Origin of the sequence: Mesorhizobium sp. B2-3-7 (assembly GCF_006442695.1) — a bacterium.
Taxonomy (GTDB): domain Bacteria; phylum Pseudomonadota; class Alphaproteobacteria; order Rhizobiales; family Rhizobiaceae; genus Mesorhizobium.
Window position 1 is genome coordinate 261,179 of sequence record NZ_VFVV01000004.1, and the last position, 25,947, is coordinate 287,125.

Here is a 25,947-nt window from a genome sequence, read left to right on the forward strand (position 1 = left end):
AGCCCGCTTTCGAGTGGTGAGGGATAGCGCGACAGTCCAGAAATAAAAAACCCGCCTCGGCGGCGGGTCGTTGGCGCAAATCAGCACCATAACCGAATATGTACCATAGCGGCGGGCACCAAGTCAAGAAAAAATTCCTATCGGCACCGGGCCGCGCACCGATTCCGAGGCCGGCAGCCCGCAGGGGCGACGCGCCTGCCCTATGTGGAGGATGCGTCTGCCGGCTTTTCCGCCACCTCTTCCTCGGATTGCTGCTTCTCCCGCGCCAGGCGCTCGCGCTCCTGGCTGCGTTCAATCATCCGCGCCGACCAGATGGCGACCTCGTAGAGCAGGATGGTCGGGATGGCGAGGCCGATCTGGCTCATCGGGTCGGGCGGCGTCAGCACCGCCGCGACGACGAAGGCGATGACGATCGCCCATTTGCGCTTCTCGGCCAGCGCCTTGGATGACAGCATGCCGACGCGCGTCATCAGGCTGGTCACCACCGGCAGTTGGAATACCAGGCCGAAGGAGAAGATCAGCGTCATGATCAGGCTGAGATATTCCGACACCTTCGGCAGCAGCGAAATCTGCACCTGGTCGTTGGTGCCCGACTGCTGCATGGCGAGGAAAAACCACATCACCATCGGCGTGAAGAAGAAATAGACCAGCGAGGCGCCCATCAGGAACAGGATTGGCGACGCGATCAGGAACGGCAGGAAGGCGTTGCGTTCGTTCTTGTAGAGGCCGGGCGCGATGAACTTGTAGATCTGCGTGGCGATCAGCGGAAAGGCGATCACCATGCCGCCGAACATGGCGAGCTTGACCTGCGTGAAGAAGAATTCCTGCGGCGCGGTATAGATCAGCTCGACCTTGTGCGGGTCGAGCCCCGCCCATTGCGTCGCCCATTTGAATGGCACGACAAGTAGGTTGAACAGCTTCTTGGCGAAGAAGAAGCAGACCAGGAACGCGGCGAAGAAGCCGCCGAGCGACCAGATCAGTCGGCGGCGCAACTCGATGAGATGCTCCATCAGCGGCGCCGAGGATTTCTCGATCTCGTCCTTTTCCTTGTCCGAAACGCTCACTTGGCGGCTCCCGCCGTCTTTTTGGCCACTGGCTTCTTCGCTGGAGCCGGTTTCGCCTCGGCCTTGGTCGTCGCCGCCTTGGCTGCTGCCGGTTTGGCAGCCTTTGACGCCGCCACGGGCTTCGCCGGCGCTTTGGGTGCTGGCGCGGGTTTGGCGGTCGCCGCTTTCGCAGGCGTGGAAGCTTTCGCGCCGTTCGCCGAAGCCTTGGCGGGCTTGGCCGCTTTCCCTGCCGCAGGTGTCTTTGGCGCCAGCTCTGTCGGCGCTGAGGACGCCACCACCGATTCATCGGTCATGACTGGGAAGATCGGCGCGGCCGGCGCGGTATCGGGTTCAGTGGGCCCCGGCATGGTGGTCGCGCCGTTCTTCAACGGTTCGGCCGCCTGCGGCACCGAGCCGGCGGGCGCTGCCGTATCGACGGCCGGCTTCGGCTTCATCGCCGCGTCGACGCCGGAACGTACATCGGCGGCCGCCTGCTCGAACGGATTGAGCTGTTTCCTGATCTCGGCAACCGGGCTGAGCCCCCTTAGCTCGTCGACCGATTTCTTGACGTCGTCGAGCTCCGCTTCCTTCAGCGCCTCGTTGAACTGCTTCTGGAAATCGGCCGCCATGGCACGCAGCTTCGCCGTCGTGCGGCCGAAGGTGCGCAGCATGTTGGGCAAATCCTTCGGCCCGACGACCACGATCATAACGATCGCGATCACCAGCATTTCGGTCCAGCCGACTTCAAACATGGCTATCCGTTCCGACTAATGCATGCCGCCCAAAAGTGCGAAGCGGTTCTGGGACAACGACACGCACAAAAGCAACAACCCTTGGCTCAGCTCTTGCTGGCCTTTTCCTTCGCTGCCGAAACGGTTTCGTCGGCGCGATGTTCGACGGTACGCTTGTCGTCGGCAACGTCGTCGTCGGCCATGCCCTTCTTGAAGCTCTTGATGCCCTTGGCCATGTCGCCCATCAGCTCGGGTATCTTGCCGCGGCCGAACACCAGAAGCACGATGACCAGCACGATCATCCAGTGCCAAATCGAAAATGAACCCATAGCAACTCTCTCTCGAATGGTTTCCCTGGCGATGATCTATGCGTTTTCGCGTTGGGATTCAAACACAACCGCGACAGAGTTTATGAAAGGGTGTCGGATGTCACGCATTTTCGGCGATGCGGTCCGCTACCAATCGGCGCATCTAGCCCGGGAAAGCCTCCAGGAACAGGGGCTTGTGGTCAATCTTCCGTGACGCGCGGCGTCAGCAGGCCGAGTTCCTCGAGATCGATATCGGTCAGCGGATCCTCGTCCTCGGTCAGCGCATCCGGATCGGCCGGCGGCTGCGGAATGGAGAAATTCGACGGCATGCGGCCCGAAAGCAGGCCGGCGCCCTTCAACTCCTCCATGCCGGGGAGATCGCGGATTTCCTCGAGCGCGAAATGGTCGAGGAAGGTTTCGGTGGTGCCATAGGTGACGGGACGGCCGGGCGTTTTGCGCCTGCCGCGCATGCGCACCCATTCCGTCTCCAAGAGCGTATCCAGCGTGCCTTTCGAGGTTTCGACGCCTCTGATGTCCTCGATCTCGGCGCGCGTCACCGGCTGGTGATAGGCGATGATCGCCAGCACTTCGAGCGCCGCGCGCGACAGCTTGCGCTGCTGGACGGTGTCGCGGCTCATCAGGAAGGCGAGATCGCCGGCGGTGCGAAACGCCCAGGCATCGCCGACCCGCACCAGGTTGACGCCGCGCCGCGCATAGATCTGCTGCAGCTCGGCCATCGCGAGCGCGATGTTGATGCCATCGGGAAGGCGCGCGGCCAACTGCTTTTCGCTGACGGGCTCGGCACTGGCGAAAACGATCGCCTCGGCCATGCGCACCGCTTCCGCCATATGCAGCCGCTCGGCGGGATTCTGCGCCGGATTCTGGGCCGGATTCTGAACCGAAGCCTGGTCGACCTCGCCCTCCTCCGGTTCGTTGTCCACCTTGAACGGGACAACCGAAGCGTTGGCGCGTTCGCTCATGATGCCACCTCGACTGCCTTGATTGCCGGTGCGCGGTGATCGCGCAGATAGATCGGCGCGAACACCTCGTCCTGCCGCACATCCATCTTGCCCTCACGCACCAGTTCCAGTGTCGCCGCGAACGAGCTGGCGATCGCGGTGCGCCGCTCTTCAGGGCTGGACAGATATTGGACGAGAAAACTGTCGAGCGCCGTCCAGTCCCGCAAGCTTCCGATCAGCCTGGTCAGGATGTCGCGGGCGTCCTTGAGCGACCAGACGCCGCGCCTGGCGATCGTGACATTGGTGATTGCCTGCTTCTGCCGCTGCTGGGCATAGGCGGTGAGCAGATCGTAGAGCGACGCCGAATAGGCATTGCGCTTCTCGATGATAACCATTTCCGGCATGCCGCGCGCGAACACGTCGCGGCCGAGCCGGTTCCGGTTGACCAGCCGCGCCGATGCATCGCGCATGGCTTCCAGCCGCTTGAGCCGGAATTGCAGCACCGCCGCCAGTTCCTCGCCGCTTTCGCCTTCCTCGCCCGGCTGCTTCGGAATCAAAAGCTTCGATTTGAGGAAGGCGAGCCACGCCGCCATCACCAGATAGTCCGCGGCGAGCTCAAGTCTCAGCGCCCTCGCTGTCTCGACGAAGGCCAAATACTGCTCGGCCAGCGCCAGGATGGAGATGCGCGCGAGATCGACCTTCTGGTTGCGGGCAAGATGCAGCAGAAGATCGAGCGGGCCTTCGAATCCTGCGACGTCGACGACCAGCGACGGATCGCCGGTCAGCCGGGTATCATCGCTTTCGGCCCACAGGCGGTCCATCGGTGCGGCCTTCCCGGCCTTGCTTTCCAATGCTTCCGCCACGTCCCGTTCTTCCCTCTGTCAGGCCACCGCATCGAAATAGGTGGCGAATTCGGCGCGTATCTCGGTTTCTTCAGCCGCGTCGCGTTTTTCTATATAGGTCATTGCCCGGTTTGCACGCTCAAGCGACTTGCCCTCAAGCCCTTTGGTTCGCGATGCGATGCCCGCCATCTCCTCGAAAACGCCGTTGCAGTGAAGGACCAGATCGCAGCCGGCCGCAAGGATCGAGGCCGCCTTTGTCGGGAAATCCCCAGAAAGTGCCTTCATCGAGGTGTCGTCGCTCATCAGCAGCCCATCGAAGCCGATCTCGCGGCGAATGATCTCGTCGATGACCTTGCCGGAGGTGGTTGCCGGGTTTTTCGGGTCGATCGCGCTGTAGACGACATGCGCGGTCATGGCCATCGGCAGGTGGTTGAGTTCCCTGAACGGCGCAAAATCGTGCCGCTGCAGCTCGCTCATCGAAGCGTCGACGACAGGCAGTTCGAAATGCGTGTCCGCGAAAGCCCGGCCATGGCCGGGAATATGCTTCATGACCGGCAGCACGCCGCCAGACATCAGGCCTTCCGCCGCGGCGCGGCCGAGCTCGATGACCGGGCGCGGCTCCTTGCCATAGGCGCGCGCGCCGATGACGTCGCTCGCCCCTTCGATCGGCACGTCGAGCACCGGCAGGCAATCCGCCGTGATGCCGTAGCGCAGAAGGTCGAAAGCGTGCAGCCGCGCCATCAGCCAGGCGGCGCGGGCTCCGGCGTCATGGTCGTCGCGCCACAGCGCACCGAGCGCGCCGCCGGCTGGATAGTTCGGCGCCAGAGGCGGCCGCAGCCGCTGCACCCTGCCGCCCTCCTGGTCGATGAACACCAGCGCGTCCGGGCGTCCGATGCAGTCGCGCATCTCGGCGACCAGATCGCGGATCTGCTCGGTCTCGCTGATGTTGCGGGCAAACAGGATGAAGGCCCACGGGCATTCATTGCGATAGAAACTGATTTCTTCGCGGGTGAGCGACTTCCCGGCACAGCCGAGGATCATGGATTTTGATTCGGTCATGCCGACGAGTCTAGAATCTTCCGCGGCCAAAGGGAATCACGTCGAAAAGTGCAAAAAGAAAACGGCGCGGCGTTGAGGCCGCGCCGGTTTTCAAACTGCTCTCCTCCGACACGGGAGGTGAATGACTACCTCGACACGAAGCAGTTGCCGCCGGCAGCCTTGTAGCTGGTGCACAGATTGATGGCATCGTTGCGCGACTGCGCGGGCACGCGGACGCGGTAGAAAGTCCCCTTGCCGGCGATCTCCGCCTTGACGATGTTGGCGGTGCGGCCGGAAAGCACGCCACCATAGCGACGCTGCAGATCCTGATAGGTCGACTGCGCGCTTTCGACCGTCGGCTGCGAGGCGATCTGCATCGACCACGAACCGCCGCCGGTCGAGGGCGCCGCGGGACTGATGGAGGCAACCTGATCGGGCTTGACCTCGCCGACCACGTCGACCGGCTGGTCGGACGGGCGCTGCGGCGCGACCGGGACCTTGGCCGGCGTGTTGGCCGACTGGGCCTTGGCTTCCGCCTTGGGCTCGGCCACCGGTTTCAGGGCTGGCTCATCGGCCGCCTGCGCGGCGTCCGGCGCCACCGTGCCGGTCTGGTCAGCATCAGCCTGAGCCGACGGCGCGACATGTTGCGGCGCCGGATCGACCGGCTCCACGGCAGCCACTTTCGGTGCGGCGGGCGCCGGATCCTCACGCGGCACCAGCGACCCGTCCGATTTGACCACCATGGTCCTAACCTTGCGCGGCGCCACGGCGACGACGTCGGGATTCGTTCCCTTGTCGGCATCCTGGAGGACCTGCGCGATGCGGTCCTCGGACTTGGCTGCGGGCGCGGCGTTATCGGCTGGCGCCGCAACGGCGGTTGGAGCATCGCCGCCGTCGCCGTCGGTCGCGTCGGCTGCGGTCTGGTCGGGCGAGAGATCGACGGCGCGAGCCGGATCTTTCGCCGCCACATCGACCGGTTCCTCCACATTGGTGACGAGCTTCTGCTGGACCGGCTCGGCGGGCTTGGCGCCCTTGGCGACCGCGTCATAGACCTTGTTGTCCTGGTTCGGCACCACGGCGCCGCCCGGGTTTTCCGGCTTGACCTTGATCGGTGCATTGTCCGCCTTGACCAGGACCGGGGCGTCACTGCCGCCCTGGCCGCCCGGAGACAGCGCGAAGGCGCCGAGGCCTCCGGTGACAACGACTGCACCGACAATGGCGGCGATGAGCAGGCCGCGCCTGCGCGGCGACCCGCCGGCCTCGCGTTCGGCGAGACCAGGAACCGACATCGCCTCGTCCAGCTCGGGATCGTAGTCGAGCTCGTCGACGGCAAAATCGTCGGCCTGTGAAACCGGCTGGCTGCCGGGCAAGTCGTCGACGTCGAAGCCGTTGGTGGCGTCGGCATAGCCTGCCGGCGCTGTCGCGCGGGCAGACATTTCCGCCGGCCGTGCCGCGTAGGTGCGGGCCTCGGGCTGATAGCCCGGCTTGAGCCCCTCATAGCCCGGCTTGAGCGCCTGATAACCCGGCTTGGGAGCCTCATACCCCTGTTCAAAGGCATCGTAACCCGGCTTGAAGCCGGGATTGTAGGAGTCGTCGGCATAGGGCGCGCTGGCGTTTGCGGGAGCCGCAGCGACATCCACTGTATTCATCTCGGTCAGCAGATTGGAGAATTCGGCGTCGAGATCGTCGTAGCCGGGCGCGGCCGGCTCGTCCTCTTCGAAGTGCAATTCCGGAATGTCGAGATCATCCTGAAGCGCCACGACGCGCTCCGGCACATCGACGGTCTCGACGTCAGGCATCTCGTCATCGAACGCGGACTGCTCGCGCTGCGCGGCGGCCGGCGCCGCATAAGCGGCAGGCTCAGCCGCACGATAGGTCGGGATCGCGGCAGCCGGCGCCGCCATGGGGGCCGCCGAAGCCATCGGCTGGGCGGTAAAACTCGCCTGTTGCGGCTGCGGGACCGGCGTAACCCGGCTCCACGACCGGGCCGGCTCGGGCGGAGTGGACTGCGTCGTCAGCCAATCGAGGGGATCGTCGCGGAAAGTTTCCGGCGCGGCGGGATCCGCGGCGAGATCTTCATCCCGGTCGATTCCTTCGGCCAGGTCGATGCTTGCGGCGAGTTCCGCTTCGAAATCATCGTCTTCAGAGACAGTGGCATGCGCGCCGAGGTCCTGGTCCTGAAGCTCATCGAGCATGAGATCGTCAAGATCGACGTCAGCGGTCGAGACCGCCTGATGCTGCTGCGTCGCCGCAGGTTCGTCCAGGTTCCAGTCGAGGTCACCGGCCGTCGGTTCTTCGTCGGGTTTCGCGGTCGCGGCGACAGGCTGCTGAATCGCGACCTCCTCCTTGGCCACCGGCGCCGGGCGCGCGCTCATGGCGCCCAACAGCGCGTTCAACTCGTCTTCAAGGCTACGCTCGACGGCGACGGCATGCACCGGTTCGGCCATAGCCGGGGCCGCCGGATGAACGGGGGCAGCCACAGGCTCGGCAGCCGGCTCGTCCGTCGCTTCGGCAAGCGCGTCGTTGAAATCCTGCTCGAAAGCATCATCCAACGGCGCATCGGCGGCCAGGTCTGCTGTCTCGCCTTCCGCATCCGTCGCCTTGGCGAACACGCCGTCCATTTCGTGCGCATCGGCCGTCTCGGCGGTCACGTCGTGCGCGTCAAGCGCATCCGTCTCCGCAGCCACGGGCGCATCGGTCGCGACCGAGTGATCGGCAGCCAGATCGAAATCGATATCCGCCAGCCCGTCGTCGAAAGCCGTGGCGTCATCAAAGCGATCGCCAAAATCCTCTTCGGAAACCGCATGGTTCGCGTTCAGCGCCGCCTCGACGGGAGGCTCGACCGGAGCCGCGGCCGCTTCAGGCTGCTGCTCCGCCACGTGACCATCGAGCATCAGTTCGTCTTCGAGCGAAAGGGCAAAGCCATCGTCGAATTCATGGTCGACGGTAGGCTCCGCCACTTCGGCGGCCAAGGCGGGCTCGGCCGCATCGGTCGCGTCATCAAGCCGGAAGTCCTGATCGAGCGATGCCGCAAGCTCGTCCGCCATGGGCAGATCGTCATCGAGCGGCGAAACGCCATCGAGAGAGCTGGCTACCGCATCGTCGAAATCCGTATCGAAAGCGGCATCGACGGTTGGCGCGGCCTCGGCAACTGCGTCGTCGGCACCATGCTCATCGTCGAGCTGCATGTCGTCGAACGCCATGGCGAGTTCGTCATCCATGCCGTCGGTAGCGGCGGCGTCGAACGCCGGCTCATCAACATCGGCGACCGTCGCGGCGTTGCCTTCGGCAAAGTCGAAGTCGCCCATCAACTCCTTTTCGAGATCGATGTCGAAATCGACCTCCTGCGCCTGCTGATCAGCGGCGGCTTTCGGTTGGGCGGGCGCCTGTGGCTTGACCGGCTGGCGCGGGTCGAACCCCATGATCCTGGTCAGTTCCGCGAACGGATCATCGTTGGCGATGTCGTTGTTGTCGGCTATTCTCAGCTGGGTTCTGTCTGCCATTATTGTTCCCGAACTCGCACTCATTCGGACGCCATGGACGTCGCGCAGGGTTGGCCCTTACCAGCGCAATGTGGGCAAAAGGTGACAGGTTTTTTAGTCAAACCTAACGCATTTCGGTGGGCGCCGCGGCGCCGATCAGCGTCAGGCCGGACGTCAAGACATCCGAAACAGCCTGCACCAGCCCTAGTCTGGCATGCGTCAATTGTCGGTCGTTAACCTTAACAAAACGTAAGTCCGGATTATCGGTGCCGCGGTTCCAGTGCCCGTGGAAGCTTGAGGCCAGATCGTAGAGGTAGAATGCCAGCCGATGCGGCTCGAGCGCAAGTGCCGCCGACTCGATCAACCGTGGATATTCAGCGAGTTTCCGGATCAGGCCGATCTCGCCTTCGTCGGTCAGCAACGCCACGGCAGCCGCCAGGCTGTTGCGATCGAAATTCGCTTCGCCCAACTGTTCGCTCGCCTGCCGGAACACCGAATGGCAGCGCGCCGAAGCGTACTGCACATAGAACACCGGATTGTCCTTGGACTGTTCGGTCACCTTGGCGAAGTCGAAATCGAGCGGCGCATCGTTCTTGCGATAGAGCATCATAAAGCGGATGGGGTCGCGGCCGACTTCCTCCACCACTTCGCGCAGCGTCACGAAATCGCCGGACCGCTTGGACATGCGCACCGGCTCGCCATCGCGAAACAGCTTCACCAGGTTGCACAGAAGAACCGTGAGCTTCACCTCGTCGCCGGCGATCGCCCGCGCCAGCGCTTCCAGCCGCTTGACGTAGCCGCCATGGTCGGCGCCGAGCACGTAGATCAGCTCGACGAAGCCGCGATCGACCTTGTCCTTGAGATAGGCGACGTCGGCGGCGAAATAGGTGAACGAACCATCCGACTTGACCAGCGCCCGGTCCATGTCGTCGCCGACCGCCGTCGAACGGAACAGGGTCTGTTCGCGATCTTCCCAGTCGTCCGGCCTCTCGCCCTTGGGCGGCGGCAGCTTGCCTTTGTAGATATGGCCCTTCAGCGTCAGGTCGTTGATCGCCGAGCGGATCTTCCTGGCATTGTCGGCGTGCAGCGTGCGCTCGGAGAAGAACACGTCATGATGCACGTTGAGCAGCGCCAGATCCTCGCGGATCATCGCCATCATCGCGTCGATGGTGCGGTCCTTGACGATGGCGAGCGCCTCTTCGTCCGGCATCTGCAGCAAGGACCGGCCGAACTCCTTGGCCAGCGCCTGCCCGACCGGGACCAGATAGTCGCCTGGATAGAGCCCGGCCGGGATCTCGCCGACCTCGTCGCCAAGCGCCTCGCGATAACGCAGCATCACCGAGCGCCCGAGAACGTCGATCTGCGAGCCGGCGTCGTTGATGACATATTCCTTGGTCACGTCGTAACCGGCAAAGGCCATCAAATTGGCAAGCGCATCGCCAACCACGGCGCCACGGCAATGGCCGACATGCATTGGTCCCGTCGGGTTGGCCGATACATATTCGACATTGGCCTTCCTGCCGCCGCCAATGCTGGAGCGGCCGTAATTGCGGCCCTCGCCCAGAAGCGTCGTGAGATGTGCCTGCCAAAAACCGTCCTTGAGCCGCAAATTGACGAAGCCCGGGCCAGCAACCTCGGCGGCCGCGATATCCTTGTCGTCCCGCAGCGCGAGCGCCAGGCGCTCAGCCAGCACCCGCGGGTTCTGGCCGGTGGGCTTGGCCAGCACCATTGCCGCATTGGTCGCGAGATCGCCATGGCTGGCATCGCGCGGCGGCTCGACGGCGATGCGCGACAGATCGGGCGAAACACCGTCACTGGCTTTCAGATCAAGCGCTTCGACGGCTTTTATGATTCGCGCGGTGAAGTCGGCGAAGATGTTCATGGGTATGACTCTGGCGGCTTTGCAGGGAATCCGGCTTGTTGGCCGGCAAAATCGAGCCCGCCCTAGCTCAAATCCGGCGTACGGTCAAACAAACGGCGGTGTTCCTTCAGCGCGTAGGTGTCGGTCATCCCCGCCAGGAAGTCGGCCACGCTGCGCGCCTTGATGCGATCCTCGGCCCGGTCGAGCCCCTCGCGCCAGCCGTCCGGCATGGCGCGCGGATCGGCGAAATAGACGTCGAACAGGTCCCTGACGATCCGCTCCGCATCGGCGCGCACGCGCATGACTTCCTTGTGCCGGTAGAGGTGTTTGTAGAGAAAGGCCTTCAGCTCTTTCTCGGCGATGGCCATTTCGGCGGAAAAGGTCACCATCGTCTCGCCCGCCGCCCTCACCGCATCGGCGCTCCGCGGTCCGGTGCGTTCCAGGTTGGCGGTGGTCGACCTGATCACGTCCTCGACCATGGCGGTGATCTGGCGCCGCATTAGCTCGTGGCCGGTGCGCACCTCGTCGAGATTGGGATAGCGCGCGCGCACCCCCTCCAGGATTGTGCCCGGCAGCGAGACGGCCTTCAGCATGTCCAGCGTCAGCAGCCCCGCCCTCAGGCCGTCGTCGATGTCGTGCGTGTTGTAGGCGATGTCGTCGGCGATCGCAGCACACTGCGCCTCGATGCCGGCGAACCGGTCGAGCTCGAGGTCGTGCAGTTCCGAATAATCGCGGATCGCCTGCGGCACCGGACCCTTCAGGCCCTTGCCGTTAGCATCGGTCAGCGGACCATTGTGCTTGACCAGGCCTTCCAACGTTTCCCAGGTCAGGTTCAGTCCGTCAAACTCGGCGTAGCGCGCTTCCAGCCTTGTCACGATACGCAGCGATTGCGCGTTGTGGTCGAAGCCGCCCCAATCAGCCATCTTCTCGTTGAGGGCGTCCTCGCCGGTGTGGCCGAAGGGCGTGTGGCCGAAATCATGCACCAGCGCCACCGCTTCAGCCAGATCCTCGTCACCGCGCAGCGCCCGCGCCAGGGCGCGTGCGATCTGCGCCACCTCGATCGAATGGGTCAGCCGGGTACGGTAATGATCGCCTTCATGGGCGATGAAGACCTGCGTCTTGTGTTTCAGCCGGCGGAACGCGGTGGAATGGATGATGCGGTCGCGGTCGCGCTGGAACGGCGTACGGGTCGGGCTTTCGACCTCTTCGAACAGGCGCCCGCGCGAGCGCGCCGGATCGCTGGCATAGGCCGCGCGGGGCCTATAGCCGAATCCGATGTCGCCCAACTCGTTGGTCATGGTCGATGCCGCCTGACTTTGGCCGCCTGACTTTGGCCGCTAGACTATGGCCGCCAGACTATGGCCGGTTGACTTGGCCCTTCGCGCTTCATACCTATCATGTGAAACCGAAAGCAAGGTGACGCCCATGGGCGCGGATGCCAAGACCGCCATGAATGTCGAGATGACCGATGCCGCCGCAAGGCGGATCGCCAAGATTGTGTCGGACGAGGCCGGCAAGACGGCGTTGCGCGTTTCCGTCGAAGGCGGCGGCTGCTCCGGCTTTTCCTACAAGTTCGATCTGGTCGACGCGCGCAACGACGACGATGTCGCCATCGAGAAGGACGGCGCCACGGTTCTGATCGATGATCTGTCGCTGGTCTATATGGGCGGGTCGGTGATTGATTTCGTCGACGACCTGATGGGCCAGTCGTTCCAGATCCGCAACCCGAATGCGGTCGCCTCCTGCGGCTGCGGCACAAGCTTCTCCATTTAGGAACAATGCCTGCCATTGGCGCGGTTCGTCAGGTCGCGCTCTCGGCCGGGCGAGACCTCGACGCGACTCTGGCCTTCTGGTGCGACGTGCTCGGGATGAGCGTGCATGTGCGTTACGATCCGCCGGGCATCGCCTTCATCATGGCCGGCAGCGTGCGGCTGCTGTTCACCGACGGCATTCCGGCCGGAACCGTCTATCTCGACATATCAGGTCTCGAGGATTTCCACGCCGGCGCGAAAGCTGCGGGCGTTCCCTTCACCGCGCCTCCAACGCTTGTTCATCGCGACACCGAGGGCCAGTTCGGTCCGGCGGGGGAAAGCGAGTGGATGGCCTTTCTAAAGGATCCCGCAGGCAATACGATCGGCCTGGTCGAACGTCTTGCCCCGGAAGAACATTGAGGCCGCCATGAAGATCGTCACCTGGAACATCAACGGCATTCGCGCTCGCATCGGCAATCTCACCCATTGGCTGACCGAAAGCGCCCCCGACATCGTCTGCCTGCAGGAGATCAAGACGGTCGACGAGCAGTTCCCGCGCGCCGAGATCGAGGCGCTTGGCTACAATGTGGAAACCCACGGCCAGAAGGGTTTCAACGGCGTCGCCCTGCTGTCGAAATTGCGCTTCGACGAGGTCATCAGAGGTCTGCCCGGCGACGACGCCGACGAGCACGCGCGCTTCATCGAAGGTGTGTTCTCGACCGACAAGGGCGCGCTGCGTGTCGCCTCGCTCTATCTGCCGAACGGCAATCCGATCGATGACGAGAGGAAATTCTCCTACAAGCTGTCCTGGATGGCACGGCTGGAGCGCTGGGCCGAGGAGCGGCTGAGGCTGGAGGAAGCCCTGGTGCTGGCCGGTGACTACAACGTCATTCCCGAACCTGTCGACGCGAAGTTCCCGGAGAACTGGCTGAATGATGCGCTGTTCCAGCCGCAGACGCGGCAGGCGTTCCGCAGGCTGAAGAATCTCGGCTTCACCGAAGCAGTGCGTTCGGTCACCGATGCGGGCGACACCTTCACCTTCTGGGACTACCAGGCCGGCGCCTGGCAGAAGAACAACGGCATCCGCATCGACCACCTGCTGCTGTCGCCCGAGGCCGCCAACCGGTTTTCATCGGCCTCGATCGAAAAGCATGTGCGCGCCTGGGAAAAACCGTCCGACCACGTGCCGGTGGCCATCGATCTCGATTTGCTGCCGGCCTGAGGGAGACCCCGGGCCCGCGCTGGACCTCGTATCGCCACAATCAGGCGCATGATGGGAGATCATCATGGCGGCTGGGGTTCCCATGACCATACGACTTGTCCTTTGTCCGATCGGCCTGGCATTCGCTGTCGCCGTCCCTGCGGCGGCTTTCGCCGCCGAGGAATGTCTTGCCAATGGAAAATCCTACCCGGTCGGCCAGGTCGCCTGTCTGACGATCGCCGACAAGAGCCACCTCGCCCGCTGCGAGATGGTGCTCAACAACACCTCATGGACGAAAGTCGGGGACAGCTGCCCGCAAGACACGCTGGCGCCGCACCGGCGGATGACGCCGATCTCGGCGCCGGCTCCCAGCATGGTGCCGGCGGAGCCGACCGAGAATTAATGTCTGATTAGCGATCTCCTCGTGGGGAGATCATCCTTACTGATCGGCGCTGTTGCCCTTGGTCAGGATGTCGTCAGCGAGCGAGATCGCTGTGCGGCGGTCGGCTTCGCCGGCGGCGGCAAAGGCCTCCTCCTGCATGCCGCGGATCCAGGGCTGGTCGGCGGGCGCCGCACGTTCGAGTGCTGCCGTCATCATCGCCAGGCCGCGCACGATCTTGCCGCTCTGGAACAACAGATGGCCGAGCGTCGCCTGCGCGCCGGCATGGCCTTTTTCGGCGGCGAGCTGGAACCAGCGCCCGGCCTGCTTGACGCTGGCCTTCACGCCGCCCTCGCCCTTCAGGAACATCTGCCCCATCTCGAACTGGGCATTCGGGTTGCGGTAGTTGGCGGCGGCGCGCATGTAATATTCCTGGGCCGCCACTTCGTTCTCGGTCACCGGGCTGCCGGGAATGCCCTTGCGCAAATAGTCGCCCAGCGCCACCAGCGCGTCGGAAACGTAGCTTTCTTCCGGTGAGCCGGGCTCGACGTCCTGATCGACGATCTCCGAAAAGAACTTGAACGCCTCGTAATCGTCGCGCGCCACGCCGTCACCCTCGGCATACATGCGGGCAAGCTTCCAGGTGGCGCCGATCTGGCCGTTCTCGGCGGCGTATTTATAGGCCTCCGCGGCCTGTTCCTTGTGGCCGTTCTTGTAGGCGGAGAAGCCGAACTGGAACACCGCCCAGGGGCTCGACTGCGGCTTCACGCCGGTCTTGTCGTCGAACACCTTGTCGTCGAAGGCCATGGCCTGGCCGACGGCGCCAAAGATCGCTAACGCGACCAGTGCCGGAAGGACAGACGACCTCAACAACTCTGGTGTTGACTTCAACAACTCAGATGTCCGCATAGCAGTGTGTTTCTTTCGCACCGCCCGGATGGGTGACCGCGCCGTCGCGGGCGGAACCTACCGTCTGTGCGTATTTCCATATCGCGCCGGACTGATAGTCGGTTGTGCGCGCCTTCCAACTCTTTGCCCTCGCAGCCAGTTCCCTATCGGACAACGCCACATCGATCGTGCCGTTCACGGCATCGATGGAGATCACATCGCCGTCCCGGATGAGGCCAATCGGACCGCCAACGGCGGCCTCGGGCCCGACATGGCCGATGCAGAAGCCGCGCGTCGCGCCCGAGAAACGGCCGTCTGTGATCAGCGCCACCTTGCCACCCATGCCCTGGCCGTAGAGTGCCGCCGTCGTCGACAGCATCTCGCGCATGCCAGGTCCGCCGCGCGGCCCTTCGTAGCGGATGACGAGAACTTCGCCTTCCCGGTAGTTGCGATGCGTCACCGCTTCGAAACATTCCTCTTCCGAATCGAAGCAGCGCGCCGGGCCGGAGAACTTCAACTCCGTCATGCCCGCGACCTTCACGATCGCGCCTTCGGGGGCAAGGTTTCCCTTCAAGCCCACGACACCGCCGGTTTGGGTAATAGGTCTGTCGGCCGGGCGGACCACATCCTGGTGTTCATTCCAGGCAATATGCTCCATATTTTCGGCCAAAGTGCGGCCAGTGACCGTCAGGCAATCGCCATGCAGGTAGCCGTGGTCGAGCAGCGTCTTCATCAACAGCGGAATGCCGCCGGCCTCGAACATGTCCTTGGCGACATATTTGCCGCCGGGCTTGAGGTCGGCGATGTATGGCGTCTTCTCGAAAATCCGGGCGACATCGAACAGGTCGAACTTGATGCCGGCCTCATGCGCTATGGCCGGCAAATGCAGCGCCGCATTGGTCGAGCCGCCGGTGGCCGAAACCACCGTCGCCGCGTTCTCCAGTGCTTTCAGCGTGACGATGTCGCGCGGCCGGATGTTCCTGGCGATCAGTTCCATGATCTTTTCGCCGGAGGCGAAGTTGAAACGATCGCGCATTTCATAAGGCGCCGGCGCGCCGCAGGAATAGGGCAGTGCCAGACCGATCGCCTCGGCCACGGTCGCCATCGTGTTGGCGGTGAACTGGGCGCCGCAGGAGCCGGCCGAGGGACAGGCGGCCTGCTCGATTTCAAGCAGTTCGGCATCGCCGATCGTGCCGACCGAGTGCTGGCCGACCGCTTCGAACACATCCTGCACGGTGATCTGGCGGCCGCGGTAGCTGCCGGGCAGGATCGAGCCGCCATAGATGAAGATCGACGGCACGTTGAGCCGCACCATGGCCATCATCATGCCGGGCAGCGACTTGTCGCAGCCGGCGAGCCCGACCAGCGCGTCGTAGCAATGCCCGCGCATGGTGAGCTCGACCGAATCGGCGATGACCTCGCGCGACACCAGCGACGACTTCATGCCCTGGTGGCCCATGGCGATGCCGTCGGTGACGGTGATGGTGCAGAATTCGCGCGGCGTGCCGTTGGCGGCCGCGACGCCCTTCTTGACCACTTGCGCCTGGCGCATCAGCGAAATGTTGCAGGGCGCCGCTTCGTTCCAGCAGGAGGCGACGCCGACCAGCGGCTGTGCGATCTCGGCCGCCGACAGGCCCATGGCATAGAGATAGGAGCGATGCGGCGCACGCGCCGGACCGACGGTCACATAGCGGCTGGGGAGCTTAGCCTTGGAGATGACTTTGGCGTCCATACTCTTCCTTGCCCCACATCTTCCTCGCAAGAGGGCGGTGCGGCCTGCTCCCATCGCCGAGCCTTTTGGCGCGTGTCCCGAGACAAGATCGAGGTGCGCCGGGTTTATGGCGGGAAATGGGCAATTTCGTCGGCCTGACTTCTAGCGCAGGGGTTGTTCAGAAAGTGTTGCCAAAACATCACAACGACACGAGGCGGAGCTGGTGCGGTTTATCTGCAACGCAGCCCTGGGGCCGACAGGCTCGGCCACAGCCCCGGAACGAAAAAGGCCGGGCATTGCCCGGCCTTTCATTTGATTTTACAGAGACTTAGAACTTGATCTTCACACCACCAGAGATCGCCGTGATCAGATCATTCCCGAAATCATAGCTGGCATCCTCGCCTGCAACATAGCCGTTCTCACCAGCCAATGTCCCCGAGTGGCCGCTGGTCAAAACGCCGACCGCTCCGGCGAGCCGCACTTCGATGTTGGGCTGCGGCGTATACGCGACGCCGCCGCCCAGGGTCCACGTATCGGTCTGCGCACCATAGCCATGCGAGGTGCCACGATCCCAGGTCAATTGACCGGCGGCACTCCATTGATCATTGAACTTGTGGCCGATACCACCTGAAACGGTCCAGCCGTCACGATACATCAGGTCGAGCGACGTCACCTGACCCGGGCCGTTCGTGAAGCAAGCCGCCCCAGGCGCAATTGTTGGACAGATCGGAACGCTCTGCAGCACGCTCCAGTTGACCCACTTGATTGAGCCGAAGGCCAGCCAGTCAGGCGCAATACCGGACTGCAGTTTCAGTTCCAGCGAATCCGGCATCGACTCCTCTGCGCCATAGATCGGCCGAGAACCTCCAAGAATAGCTGGTAAGGTGAGTGTGCCCGAAATGTTGTCTAGCTTGACCTTCGAATTGTAGACCAAGCTGGCGCGGAGCGCGATATCAGGGATTTCGTAGGCAACGCCGGCGCGCCAGCCCCAACCGTTAGCCTCCAGATCGACACGACCAAGCAGCGGTTGTCCGAGGGGAGTAAAACCGACCAAGCTTTCCTTGAAGCCTGAAATGTCCTGATAGAACAACCCGCCGATAAAGCGGAGCTGGCCCTTGCCAGCATCAAACTTGTAGGAACAGGTGCCGGCGTAATTGTTGCTCTTGATATCGGTCTCGACGTTAGAAAGCGCTCCGTTCCACATACCTGGTGCGGTATGCGCGCCCCAAGGCTGCGAATAATCGACCATGCAGTCGACGCCCTGCACAACCTGGGCCTTCATTCCTATGCGCGGTACCCAATAGCCCTCGGCTCCGTCGGCCGAGGTACCAAGGCCGAGATTGGCTCCGCCGGGACCACGCGCATTCTCGTACTTACGGTCCGGCATCACATAGGTCGCTTCCGCGTCCGTCGCGAACGGCGCCGGATCAAACAGCAGGTCGATATCGTAGCCGCCACGTTCCAGGCCGCCGGCATGTGCCGAGCTCATTGCCGTCCCCAGCAAAGCCAGCGAAAAGCACCCTGCCCCCAGCAGTGCTTTCAAACGCAGATTGTTCATGGATGTCCTCCCCGAATAGTCAGTGCATCCAGCTAGAACCAATTCGGGTTAACGGTGCAACAACGAATTCTTGGGGCGTACATGTACATGTCCACCGGACGCATTCCGGACAAAATGCAGACCAGCGCAGCGAGGCAGAAAAACGGTTCGCCGGGCGTGTCTCACTCAGAAAAACGGGAGAAAATCGGCCAAAAAGGCCAAAAATAATCAGTTTTGAGCAGTCGAATGCCCCATTGTTACATTATGGCAACAATGGGGCGAAAACTTCCGTTTACGTCAACATTAACGCTACGGAATGCCGGTTTCGAGGCAAAAAGCCACCCCATTTTAGAGGGCCCTAAAGTCTCCCGAATCTGCCCTCAACCCGCTTCGCGAACCCTGGCCAGCGCCACCGAAAGCTTGCCCTGCGCCTCGCGGTATTCGGCCAGCTTTTCACGCTCGGCTTCCACGATCTCGGCCGGCGCGCTGGCGACGAATCTTTCGTTCGACAGCTTCTTGTGCAGGCGTGCGATCTCCTCGGTCACCTTGGCCAGTTCTTTCTGCAAGCGCGCGGCCTCGGCGGCGAGATCGATCAGGCTGCCGAGCGGCAGGCAGACCGTTGCCTCGTTGAGCACGATCTGCGCCGAGCCCTTGGGTGCGGCGTCAACCTGCGAGATGTCGCCGACGCGCGCCAGCCGCTTGATCGCGGCGGCGTGGCGCCCCAGCCGTTCGCGGGTAAGCGTGTTGGCTCCGATCACCATCAGCGGCGCGATGGCTGCCGGCGGCACGTTCATTTCCGAACGCACGGAACGAATGCCGGAGACGAGATCAACCAGCCAGTTGATGTCGGCGGCCGCTTCAGCGTCCTCGAAATCCGGCGACGGCCACGCGGCATGGCAAAGCAGCGAAGCGCGCTCCTTGCCCTCGCCCGCGGTCTGCGCCCAAAGTTCCTCGGTCATGAACGGCATCATCGGATGCAGGAGCTTGTAGATTTCGTCGAGCACGAAGGCGACGCAGGCGCGGCTTTCGGCCTTGGCCGCCTCGTCCGTGCCCATGAACACCGGCTTCAGCAGCTCCAGATACCAGTCGCAGAACAGGTTCCAGACGAAGCGGTAGGCCGCCCCCGCCGCCTCGTTGAAGCGATATGAGGTGATGCCGTCCGTGACCTCTCGCGCGGCGCGCGTCAGCTCGGTCAGGATCCAGCGGTTGACCGCCAGCTTGGCGTCGTTCAGCCAGAAATCGTCGTTGCGCGCGACTTCGTTCATCTCGGCGAAGCGCGTCGCGTTCCAAAGCTTGGTGCCGAAATTGCGGTAGCCGGCAATGCGCGCCGGGTCGAGCTTCACGTCACGCCCCTGCGCCGCCATCACCGTCAGCGTGAAGCGCAGCGCGTCGGCGCCATATTCGTCGATGAGGTCGAGCGGGTCGACGACATTGCCTTTCGACTTCGACATCTTCTGCCCGTTCTTGTCGCGCACCAGCGCGTGCATGTAGACGGTGTGGAACGGCTCCTCGTCCATGAAGTGCAGGCCCATCATCATCATGCGCGCGACCCAGAAGAAGATCAGGTCGAAGCCGGTCACCAGCACGTCGGTCTGGTAGTAGGTTTTCAGCTCCGGCGTCTCATCCGGCCAGCCCAGCGTCGAGAACGGCCACAGCGCCGAGGAAAACCAGGTATCGAGCACGTCCTCGTCACGGGTCAGGATTTCGCCCGGCTGGAAATTCTCGAGCTTGTCCTCGACCCAGGCCTTCCAGGGTCCTTCGAGCGCCAGATAATATTCGATCGCGGCACTCAGCGCCTCTTCCTCCGTCTTCTCGACGAAGACGCGCCCGTCCGGCCCATACCATGCCGGAATCTGGTGGCCCCACCAAAGCTGGCGCGAGATGCACCAGGGTTCAATGTTCTCCATCCACTGGAAGTACGTCTTTTCCCAATTCGCGGGTATGATCTTGGTACGCCCCTCGCGCACCGAGGCGATCGCCGGCTTGGCCAGTTCGGCGGCGTTTGCATACCACTGCTCGGTCAGGAACGGCTCGATCGGCACGCCGCCGCGATCACCATGCGGCACGGCGTGGCGATGCGGCTCGACCTTGTCGAGGAAGCCGCCTTCTTCCATCAATTCGACGATCCTCTTGCGCGCGACAAAGCGGTCAAGGCCGTTGAGTTCATCCCAGACGGCTTGGCGCTCCGGCGTCACCTCGAGCCCGGCGAGGAAATCCTCGTTGTCCCTGAGGTTTACCGCCGCCTCGACGGTGAGGATATTGATCGCCGGCAGCTTGTGGCGCTTGCCGACCTCGAAGTCGTTGAAGTCATGCGCCGGCGTTATCTTAACCGCGCCAGAGCCCTTCTCGGGGTCGGAATACTCATCCGCCACCACGGGAATCTTGCGGCCGACGATCGGCAGGACGACATTCTTGCCGACCAGGTGCCGGAAGCGCTCGTCGTCCGGATGCACGGCGACGGCCGTATCGCCCAGCATCGTCTCGGGGCGCGTCGTCGCCACGATGATGAAGGTCTTCGGGTTTTCCGGATCGAAGGCCACGCCTTCGACGGGATAGCGGAAGTGCCAGAGATTGCCGTTGACCTCCTGCTGCTCGACCTCGAGATCGGAGATCGCGGTGAGCAGCTTGGGATCCCAGTTCACAAGGCGCTTGTCCTTGTAGATCAGGCCTTCCTTGTAGAGCGTGACGAACACTTCGAGCACGGCCTTGGACAGGCCTTCGTCCATGGTGAAGCGTTCGCGCGACCAGTCGGCCGAGGCGCCGAGCCGCTTCAGCTGGTTGAGGATCGCGCCCCCGGATTCGGCTTTCCACTCCCACACTTTCTCGATGAACTGTTCACGGGTGAGGTCGCGGCGATGGATCTGCTTTTCCATCAACTGCCGCTCGACCACCATCTGCGTGGCGATGCCGGCATGGTCCATGCCCGGCTGCCACAGCACGTTCTTGCCGCGCATGCGCTCGAAGCGAACGAGAATATCCTGCAACGTGTTGTTGAGCGCGTGGCCCATATGCAGCGAGCCGGTGACGTTGGGCGGCGGGATGACGATGGTGAAGGCCTCGGCCCCCTCCTCGGCGCCGGCGCCGGCGCGAAACGCGTCGGCCTCTTCCCACACCTTGGCAATCTTCGGTTCGACGGTTTTGGCGTCGTAGGTCTTTTCAAGCATGGGAAAATGGTCCGCGCTGTCGGATTTTTGCTGGTCCGGTGTAAATCGGAAGGCTTTGACCGAGTCAACCGTAGGGGCCGCCTCGGCAACCGGCACAACAGAAAGAGGATCACCGTTCAGATAGTGTCTGTCCCGTATGCGACAATCCCTGGTGGCGTCGGCACTGTCACCGGCTCCAGCCGGAGAGGCATTGCACGCCTACGCCGCCCAATCCCAAATGCCAGCTCGGGTCGTACGAAACGAGGAATAGTGCGACGTCTCAGGACGCGCTGGAGTCCTCTGGTTTTTCTTTCAAAGCTTCGGCGAACTTGCGCATGAGCCGCACGAGTTCGTCGATGTCGTGTGCGTCCCAGCTTTCGAAAACGGCGCGAGCGTTTCTCTCTCGTGCTGCGTCGATCTTGTCGGTCATCGCCTTGCCCTTTGGCGTGACGACAGCCTCATTCACGCGGCGGTCTGTCTCGCTCTGCCGGCGCACGGCCAGGCCAAGGCTTTCGAGCTTCGCCACCTGACGGCTGACAGTGGTGTAATCGCGGCCAGCCCGGTCGGCGAGGTCCACTATCCCTATCGGCCCAAGCCGCTCTATCCCGACCAGCAGAGGAAACAGTGCGCGGTCGAGCGCAATTCCGGCCTCCTTTACCATCTGCTCATCGCGCTGAGGCCGGTTCATAAGGCTGGCAATCTCGATCAGCGCTCCGTGGAGTTCACGAATCTGATGACTCCCAATATGTGTATTTTTCACGCTTTTCATTGACAGCACTCCGACTCTCCATTATGTGCATTTTACACACAAGGAGATCGACATGACAAACGGTTTTGCGGCAGATGTGCTCATCTGCGGCGCAGGAGCGGCTGGCCTGACGCTGGGGATCGAGCTTGCACGGCGCGGTATATCCTTCCAGCTCATTGAGAAGATGAGCGAACCCTTCCGTGGCTCGCGCGGCAAGGGCATCCAGCCGAGGACACAGGAGATTTTCGAAGATCTTGGCATTCTCGACAGGGTCGTTGCCGCAGGCGGCGTCTATCCGCCGATGCGCGTGTATGGCGATGACGGCAGCTATATCGAAAAGGACACCGGCGAGCGCCCCGATCCGACGCCGGCAGAGCCTTACGCCATCGCGCTAATGATTCCGCAATTCCTCACCGAGCGGATCATGCGAGAGCGGCTGGCAGAACTAGGCCATAGGGTCGAGTACGGATGTGAGTTGGTTGGGTTCGAGCAAGGTGAGAACGGTGTCATGGCACGTCTTGCGGGGCCGAATGGCGAGCAAACCGTTCGCGCACGCTATCTTGTCGGGGCGGACGGCGGGCACAGCTTCGTGCGCGGCGCGCTCGGCTTGAATTTCCCCGGCAAGACGCTGGGCGTGCGTGCGGTCGTGGCGGATGTGCTGTTGACCGGGCTGGACCGCGATGCGTGGCACCAGTTCAACGACGGTGACATGGAGCGAATGGTCGCGATTTGCCCGCTCGCCGGAACCGATCTCTTCCAGATTCAGGCACCCATTCTGCTGGACGGCGAAGTGGACCTCTCAGCAGAACAGCTGGGGCGCTTGATTAATGAGCGGACCGGCCGCGGCGACGTGCGGGTGGATTCGGTCGCCTGGGCGTCGGCCTACCTGATGAACGCCCGGCTTGCCGATCGCTACCGGGTCGATCGGGTATTCCTCGTTGGCGATGCAGCTCATATCCATCCGCCAACCGGCGGCCAGGGCCTGAACACCAGCGTGCAGGATGCCTATAATCTGGGCTGGAAACTTGCCGCCGTCCTCGACGGCGCGGATGATTGCCTGCTCGACACCTATGAGCAGGAACGACGTCCGGTCGCAGAATCGGTTCTCGGCCTTTCGACCCGGCTGCTCGACACCCAGAAACAGGGTGGAATGCACCGCGGCCGCGAGGTGCGCCAGCTCGATATCGCCTATCCGGAATCGCCGCTCTCCAGGGAAATGGCCGAACGCAGCAGCGGCCCGCACGCGGGGGACCGCGCGCCGGATGCCCAAATCAGGGGCGCGGCGGGGCAACCATGGCGACTGTTCCAATTGCTGCAAGGGCCGCATTGGACACTGCTTGTTCATCAAGCCGGGAGAGAGACGGTTGGGCCACTCAAGGGGCTGCATGTCCACCACATCGGCCCGCAAGGCGATGTCATCGATGCCTGGGGACACCTTCGCGATGCTTATGCACTGGCACCGGGCGAGTGTGTGCTGATCCGGCCGGACGGATATATCGGTGTGATGGCGATTCTTGATGCAGACCGAACCGCGAAGCTCGAAACCTATTTGGCCCGCATGGGCCTAGTCCAACCCGGAGAAGACCCGAAAGACTGCCGAGATATGTTTGAACAATGAGGTTGGCGGGCTCTATGCTTGGGTCGGGCCTATATGAAGCGTGGAGCGGCGTGGTCGTGGCAATCGCCATCATCGGAGCTATTATTGCGGCCACCGCCTCCTTCGACGTGCCGATCCTGAGATTACCGTGCCTGCGCCAGGGTGAAGGCGCAGCGGTGTCCAACTAGCCACCTAAGGCGACCCGGGAAAATCATTACGCGCCGCGCGCCACGCGCTCGATCTCCTCGCGCACCAGGCGCTCGACCAGCGTTGGCAGGTTGTTGTCCAGCCAGTCCTGCAGCATCGGCCGCAGCATCTCCTCGGCCATCTCGTCGAATGTCTTCTTGCTGCGGCTGGCAAAGGCGTCGGAGAGTTCGCCAAAGGCCGCGGCGACCTGCCGGCCCGTATGCTCGGAAAGGATTGCCGGACGGGCCGCAGGCGTTTCATCCGCCGCCTTGCGCGCCTCGTCGGTGCTCGCCGGGGCGGCGATCGAAGGGGTCCGCTCGAACGCCGGCTCCGGCATCGGCTCGTCCACCGGCGCTTCGGGCTGAACAACCGGCTTGCGAATGCCTGGTATCGCCTTCGCCTGCTCGCCGACCGCTGCGATCTCGCGGCGCCAATCGGCGACGATGGCATCGCTTGCCGCACCGGCCTCGGGCGTCGCGGGCCTGTCGGTCCTTTCGGCGGGCAGCGGCTCGGCGGCGATCCGGGCGCTCACCTCGGCAAGCGTCATCGACGCCCTTGGTGCCACGGGATCGGTTCGCTCCGGCGCTTCCATGCGCGCGACCGTTGGTTCGGCCGCCGATGTCTGTGCCTGCACCTCCGCCAGCGTGACCGGCTTCCTGACCTCGGGAGCGGCATGCAATTCGGCGCGGAGCGCATCGACGTCGGGAGCAGCGCCCGCCGCCGGCTTCAGATCCTGCCGCAAGTCATCGGCATCGTCCGGCTGCTTGCGGCCGCTGTCGCTGTCCTCGATGATCCTCCTGATGGAAGCCAGTATCTCTTCCATGGAAGGTTCGCGCTGTGCGCTGCTTGCCGTTGCCATCGTCACATCCGCCGCCCTTGTGACCTGTTACAGACTTCCGCTCCGGTAAACGCCGGATTCGAATCATGGCGACAGCGTAACCGACGGAGCGCCGTACGAGAATCCCCATTCTGGGGACATGTGGGATTTCAACAGATTAGCGCAATTCGTCGAAAAGCATGTGACGGGTTGCCGGCGCAGTTGCGCAAACAATGAAGCGACCCGGCGTTTCGATCGAACGCCGGGTCGCTTCGAGAGAACTACTCGAATCTGTGGAGTTTAGCGGCCATCCGGCGTGCGCAGGCCGATCCACTTGTCCTTGACGGCATTGTAGTGCTCTTCAGGCCTGTACTTCGTCGCCTGCAGCGCAAGGCGCTCGGCCGAGAGGCGGCCGATCGCCGACAGGATGGCATAACTCGCCACCACAACGTCGTGCTCGGAATTTGCCTGGTTGATCTTGGCGGTGATGACGGTGGCCTGCGCGTTGAGCACATCCAGCGTGGTGCGCTGGCCGACATTGCGTTCCTCGATGACACCGTTCAGCGCCAGTTGAGCGGCGTCGATCACCTGCCTGTTGGCAGCGACGCTCTGCTGCGCGGCGGTGTATTGCGACCACGCCGAGGCGACGGCCTGGCGCACCTGGTCGCGGCTGACGTCGACCTGGATGCGGGCCTCGCCAAGCGATTCCTTGTTCTGTCGCACGACCGCCGAGGTGCGGCCGCCCGAATAGATCGGGATCGTCAGTGTCGCACCGATGTTGGCCGAGGTCGAACCGCCGTTGCTCCCCTGGAGGTCGGGATTGCGATGCAGATAATCCTCCGAAATGCCGGCCGATGCGGAAAGCTGCGGCAGCAATGCGCCCTCGGACGACTTCACCGAAAACGCGGCCGCATCGACCAGATGCTGGGTGGCGAGGATCGCCGGATGCTCGGCCGAGGCGATGGCTATCGCCGAATCGAGGCTCGGCGGCAGCAGCCTGGCCAATGGCGAGGCAGGCCTGAGCTTGCCCGGCTCGTCACCGACGATCTGGTGATAGCTCGCCGCACTTGCCAGCGCCTGCGCGCGGGCGGCGCTGAGCGACGCCACGGCGGAAGCGCGCGACGCATCGGCCTGCGCAACGTCGGTGCGCGTGCCTTCGCCGACCTCGAACCGTGAGCGCGCGGCGCGCGCCTGCTCGGTCAGGAACTGCAGATTCTGCTCCGTCAGCACCGCGATCTGCCGGTCGCGAATCACGTCCATATAGGCCGTGGCCGCGCTCAACAGCGTGTTCTCCTCGGTGTTGCGCAGGCTTTCGACGGATGCCTTGACCCGCGATTCGGCTGCCGCCACATTGTTTCTCGTTTGGAAGCCGTCGAACAGGTTCTGGTTTATGACGATGCCCACACTGGCCGACCCCGTCTTGACGTTGGCGCCGCTGGCACGGGTATTCACATAATTCGTGTCGGCCGTCCCGGTGATGGTCGGGCGCCAGCCGGACTTGGCGATGGCCACGCTCTCATCGGTGACGCGTACGCCGGCTCGGGAGGCATTCAGCGAGGAATTGTATTGATAGGCCTTTGCAAGCGCGCCGGAGATGGTTTCGGCCGAGGCGGCCAGCGGGGAAAGCGCGGTCGCCGAAACGAGGACGGCGGTGAAAAGTGACTTGCGTAGAGACGGCACCATTAAACCCTCATTCGTTTTCCATGGGAACCACGCCGCACCGGC

At 63.4% G+C, this 25,947-nt stretch carries 21 protein-coding genes; 5 read left to right on the forward strand and 16 right to left on the reverse strand.

Going from position 1 to position 25,947, the window contains the following annotated elements:
• Positions 1–200: 200 nt before the first annotated feature.
• From tatC to FJ940_RS10775, 9 genes are all read right to left on the reverse strand, one after another.
• Complete coding sequence (gene tatC, locus FJ940_RS10735) at positions 201–1,064, reverse strand: twin-arginine translocase subunit TatC (RefSeq protein ID WP_140495766.1); 864 nt, start codon at positions 1,062–1,064, stop codon at positions 201–203.
• Positions 1,061–1,795 (reverse strand): Sec-independent protein translocase protein TatB, encoded by a 735-nt coding sequence (gene tatB / locus FJ940_RS10740; RefSeq protein WP_140495765.1) that lies wholly within the window; start codon positions 1,793–1,795, stop codon positions 1,061–1,063. Before tatB ends, tatC begins: the two co-directional genes overlap by 4 nt.
• A gap of 86 nt (positions 1,796–1,881) precedes the next feature.
• Entirely contained in the window at positions 1,882–2,103 is a 222-nt protein-coding gene (locus FJ940_RS10745; RefSeq protein ID WP_015317533.1) for a twin-arginine translocase TatA/TatE family subunit, read from the reverse strand.
• 179 nt (positions 2,104–2,282) lie between these two features.
• Entirely contained in the window at positions 2,283–3,062 is a 780-nt protein-coding gene (gene scpB, locus FJ940_RS10750) for an SMC-Scp complex subunit ScpB (protein ID WP_140656494.1), read from the reverse strand.
• Positions 3,059–3,862, reverse strand: a complete 804-nt coding sequence (locus FJ940_RS10755) for a ScpA family protein (protein WP_140495879.1) — start codon at positions 3,860–3,862, stop codon at positions 3,059–3,061. Before FJ940_RS10755 ends, scpB begins: the two co-directional genes overlap by 4 nt.
• Before the next feature lie 60 nt (positions 3,863–3,922).
• On the reverse strand, positions 3,923–4,942 hold the full coding sequence (nagZ, locus tag FJ940_RS10760; RefSeq protein WP_140517130.1) for a beta-N-acetylhexosaminidase: 1,020 nt from the start codon (positions 4,940–4,942) through the stop codon (positions 3,923–3,925).
• A gap of 125 nt (positions 4,943–5,067) precedes the next feature.
• Positions 5,068–8,424, reverse strand: coding sequence for an SPOR domain-containing protein (locus FJ940_RS10765; protein ID WP_140656497.1), 3,357 nt, complete (start codon positions 8,422–8,424; stop codon positions 5,068–5,070).
• A gap of 103 nt (positions 8,425–8,527) precedes the next feature.
• Positions 8,528–10,285: an arginine--tRNA ligase gene (argS, locus tag FJ940_RS10770; RefSeq protein WP_140517134.1), complete on the reverse strand. Its 1,758-nt coding sequence runs from the start codon at positions 10,283–10,285 to the stop codon at positions 8,528–8,530.
• 62 nt (positions 10,286–10,347) lie between these two features.
• The gene (locus FJ940_RS10775; RefSeq protein ID WP_140517136.1) at positions 10,348–11,562 is read right to left on the reverse strand and encodes a deoxyguanosinetriphosphate triphosphohydrolase; all 1,215 of its coding nucleotides are present in this window, start codon (positions 11,560–11,562) and stop codon (positions 10,348–10,350) included.
• Between the two features lie 127 nt (positions 11,563–11,689).
• On the opposite strand from FJ940_RS10775, the gene erpA reads away from it, so the two are divergent.
• The 4 genes from erpA (at position 11,690) to FJ940_RS10795 (ending at position 13,619) form a co-directional block, all read left to right on the forward strand.
• Positions 11,690–12,037 carry an iron-sulfur cluster insertion protein ErpA gene (erpA, locus tag FJ940_RS10780; protein ID WP_140517138.1) on the forward strand — a complete coding sequence of 116 codons (348 nt, stop codon included), beginning with the start codon at positions 11,690–11,692 and terminating at the stop codon, positions 12,035–12,037.
• Positions 12,038–12,042: 5 nt separating this feature from the next.
• Positions 12,043–12,435 carry a VOC family protein gene (locus FJ940_RS10785; RefSeq protein ID WP_140495758.1) on the forward strand — a complete coding sequence of 131 codons (393 nt, stop codon included), beginning with the start codon at positions 12,043–12,045 and terminating at the stop codon, positions 12,433–12,435.
• 7 nt (positions 12,436–12,442) lie between these two features.
• A complete protein-coding gene (xth, locus tag FJ940_RS10790; protein ID WP_140495757.1) occupies positions 12,443–13,237 on the forward strand; it encodes an exodeoxyribonuclease III in 795 nt (264 codons plus the stop codon).
• Between the two features lie 64 nt (positions 13,238–13,301).
• The gene (locus tag FJ940_RS10795) at positions 13,302–13,619 is read left to right on the forward strand and encodes a hypothetical protein (protein WP_140517140.1); all 318 of its coding nucleotides are present in this window, start codon (positions 13,302–13,304) and stop codon (positions 13,617–13,619) included.
• A 36-nt stretch (positions 13,620–13,655) separates the two neighbouring features.
• On the opposite strand, the gene FJ940_RS10800 is transcribed toward FJ940_RS10795, so the two are convergent.
• The 5 genes from FJ940_RS10800 to FJ940_RS10820 form a co-directional block, all read right to left on the reverse strand.
• On the reverse strand, positions 13,656–14,504 hold the full coding sequence (locus FJ940_RS10800) for a tetratricopeptide repeat protein (protein ID WP_140495755.1): 849 nt from the start codon (positions 14,502–14,504) through the stop codon (positions 13,656–13,658).
• On the reverse strand, positions 14,491–16,215 hold the full coding sequence (gene ilvD, locus FJ940_RS10805) for a dihydroxy-acid dehydratase (RefSeq protein WP_140495754.1): 1,725 nt from the start codon (positions 16,213–16,215) through the stop codon (positions 14,491–14,493). Before ilvD ends, FJ940_RS10800 begins: the two co-directional genes overlap by 14 nt.
• Positions 16,216–16,522: 307 nt before the next feature.
• Positions 16,523–17,752, reverse strand: a complete 1,230-nt coding sequence (locus FJ940_RS10810; protein ID WP_140495753.1) for an OmpP1/FadL family transporter — start codon at positions 17,750–17,752, stop codon at positions 16,523–16,525.
• 359 nt (positions 17,753–18,111) lie between these two features.
• Positions 18,112–20,895 carry a valine--tRNA ligase gene (locus tag FJ940_RS10815; RefSeq protein ID WP_140521040.1) on the reverse strand — a complete coding sequence of 928 codons (2,784 nt, stop codon included), beginning with the start codon at positions 20,893–20,895 and terminating at the stop codon, positions 18,112–18,114.
• Positions 20,896–21,154: 259 nt separating this feature from the next.
• Positions 21,155–21,652, reverse strand: a complete 498-nt coding sequence (locus tag FJ940_RS10820) for a MarR family winged helix-turn-helix transcriptional regulator (protein WP_140517148.1) — start codon at positions 21,650–21,652, stop codon at positions 21,155–21,157.
• Between the two features lie 43 nt (positions 21,653–21,695).
• On the opposite strand from FJ940_RS10820, the gene FJ940_RS10825 reads away from it, so the two are divergent.
• A complete protein-coding gene (locus FJ940_RS10825) occupies positions 21,696–23,240 on the forward strand; it encodes an FAD-dependent oxidoreductase (RefSeq protein ID WP_140517150.1) in 1,545 nt (514 codons plus the stop codon).
• Between the two features lie 193 nt (positions 23,241–23,433).
• On the opposite strand, the gene FJ940_RS10830 is transcribed toward FJ940_RS10825, so the two are convergent.
• Both FJ940_RS10830 and FJ940_RS10835 read right to left on the reverse strand, forming a co-directional pair.
• Entirely contained in the window at positions 23,434–24,264 is an 831-nt protein-coding gene (locus FJ940_RS10830; protein WP_140521041.1) for a PopZ family protein, read from the reverse strand.
• Positions 24,265–24,522: 258 nt separating this feature from the next.
• Entirely contained in the window at positions 24,523–25,902 is a 1,380-nt protein-coding gene (locus FJ940_RS10835) for a TolC family outer membrane protein (RefSeq protein ID WP_140521260.1), read from the reverse strand.
• Positions 25,903–25,947: the final 45 nt, after the last annotated feature.

What these genes read in the sequence shown, in the direction of transcription:
- tatB (WP_140495765.1), bottom strand. Translation starts at nt 1,795, where the DNA reads ATGTTTGAAGTCGGCTGGACCGAAATGCTGGTGATCGCGATCGTTATG.
- FJ940_RS10745 (WP_015317533.1), bottom strand. Translation starts at nt 2,103, where the DNA reads ATGGGTTCATTTTCGATTTGGCACTGGATGATCGTGCTGGTCATCGTG.
- scpB (WP_140656494.1), bottom strand. Translation starts at nt 3,062, where the DNA reads ATGAGCGAACGCGCCAACGCTTCGGTTGTCCCGTTCAAGGTGGACAAC.
- FJ940_RS10755 (WP_140495879.1), bottom strand. Translation starts at nt 3,862, where the DNA reads ATGGACCGCCTGTGGGCCGAAAGCGATGATACCCGGCTGACCGGCGAT.
- nagZ (WP_140517130.1), bottom strand. Translation starts at nt 4,942, where the DNA reads ATGACCGAATCAAAATCCATGATCCTCGGCTGTGCCGGGAAGTCGCTC.
- FJ940_RS10765 (WP_140656497.1), bottom strand. Translation starts at nt 8,424, where the DNA reads ATGGCAGACAGAACCCAGCTGAGAATAGCCGACAACAACGACATCGCC.
- argS (WP_140517134.1), bottom strand. Translation starts at nt 10,285, where the DNA reads ATGAACATCTTCGCCGACTTCACCGCGCGAATCATAAAAGCCGTCGAA.
- FJ940_RS10775 (WP_140517136.1), bottom strand. Translation starts at nt 11,562, where the DNA reads ATGACCAACGAGTTGGGCGACATCGGATTCGGCTATAGGCCCCGCGCG.
- erpA (WP_140517138.1), top strand. Translation starts at nt 11,690, where the DNA reads ATGGGCGCGGATGCCAAGACCGCCATGAATGTCGAGATGACCGATGCC.
- FJ940_RS10785 (WP_140495758.1), top strand. Translation starts at nt 12,043, where the DNA reads ATGCCTGCCATTGGCGCGGTTCGTCAGGTCGCGCTCTCGGCCGGGCGA.
- xth (WP_140495757.1), top strand. Translation starts at nt 12,443, where the DNA reads ATGAAGATCGTCACCTGGAACATCAACGGCATTCGCGCTCGCATCGGC.
- FJ940_RS10795 (WP_140517140.1), top strand. Translation starts at nt 13,302, where the DNA reads ATGGCGGCTGGGGTTCCCATGACCATACGACTTGTCCTTTGTCCGATC.
- FJ940_RS10800 (WP_140495755.1), bottom strand. Translation starts at nt 14,504, where the DNA reads ATGCGGACATCTGAGTTGTTGAAGTCAACACCAGAGTTGTTGAGGTCG.
- ilvD (WP_140495754.1), bottom strand. Translation starts at nt 16,215, where the DNA reads ATGGACGCCAAAGTCATCTCCAAGGCTAAGCTCCCCAGCCGCTATGTG.
- FJ940_RS10810 (WP_140495753.1), bottom strand. Translation starts at nt 17,752, where the DNA reads ATGAACAATCTGCGTTTGAAAGCACTGCTGGGGGCAGGGTGCTTTTCG.
- FJ940_RS10815 (WP_140521040.1), bottom strand. Translation starts at nt 20,895, where the DNA reads ATGCTTGAAAAGACCTACGACGCCAAAACCGTCGAACCGAAGATTGCC.
- FJ940_RS10825 (WP_140517150.1), top strand. Translation starts at nt 21,696, where the DNA reads ATGACAAACGGTTTTGCGGCAGATGTGCTCATCTGCGGCGCAGGAGCG.
- FJ940_RS10830 (WP_140521041.1), bottom strand. Translation starts at nt 24,264, where the DNA reads ATGGCAACGGCAAGCAGCGCACAGCGCGAACCTTCCATGGAAGAGATA.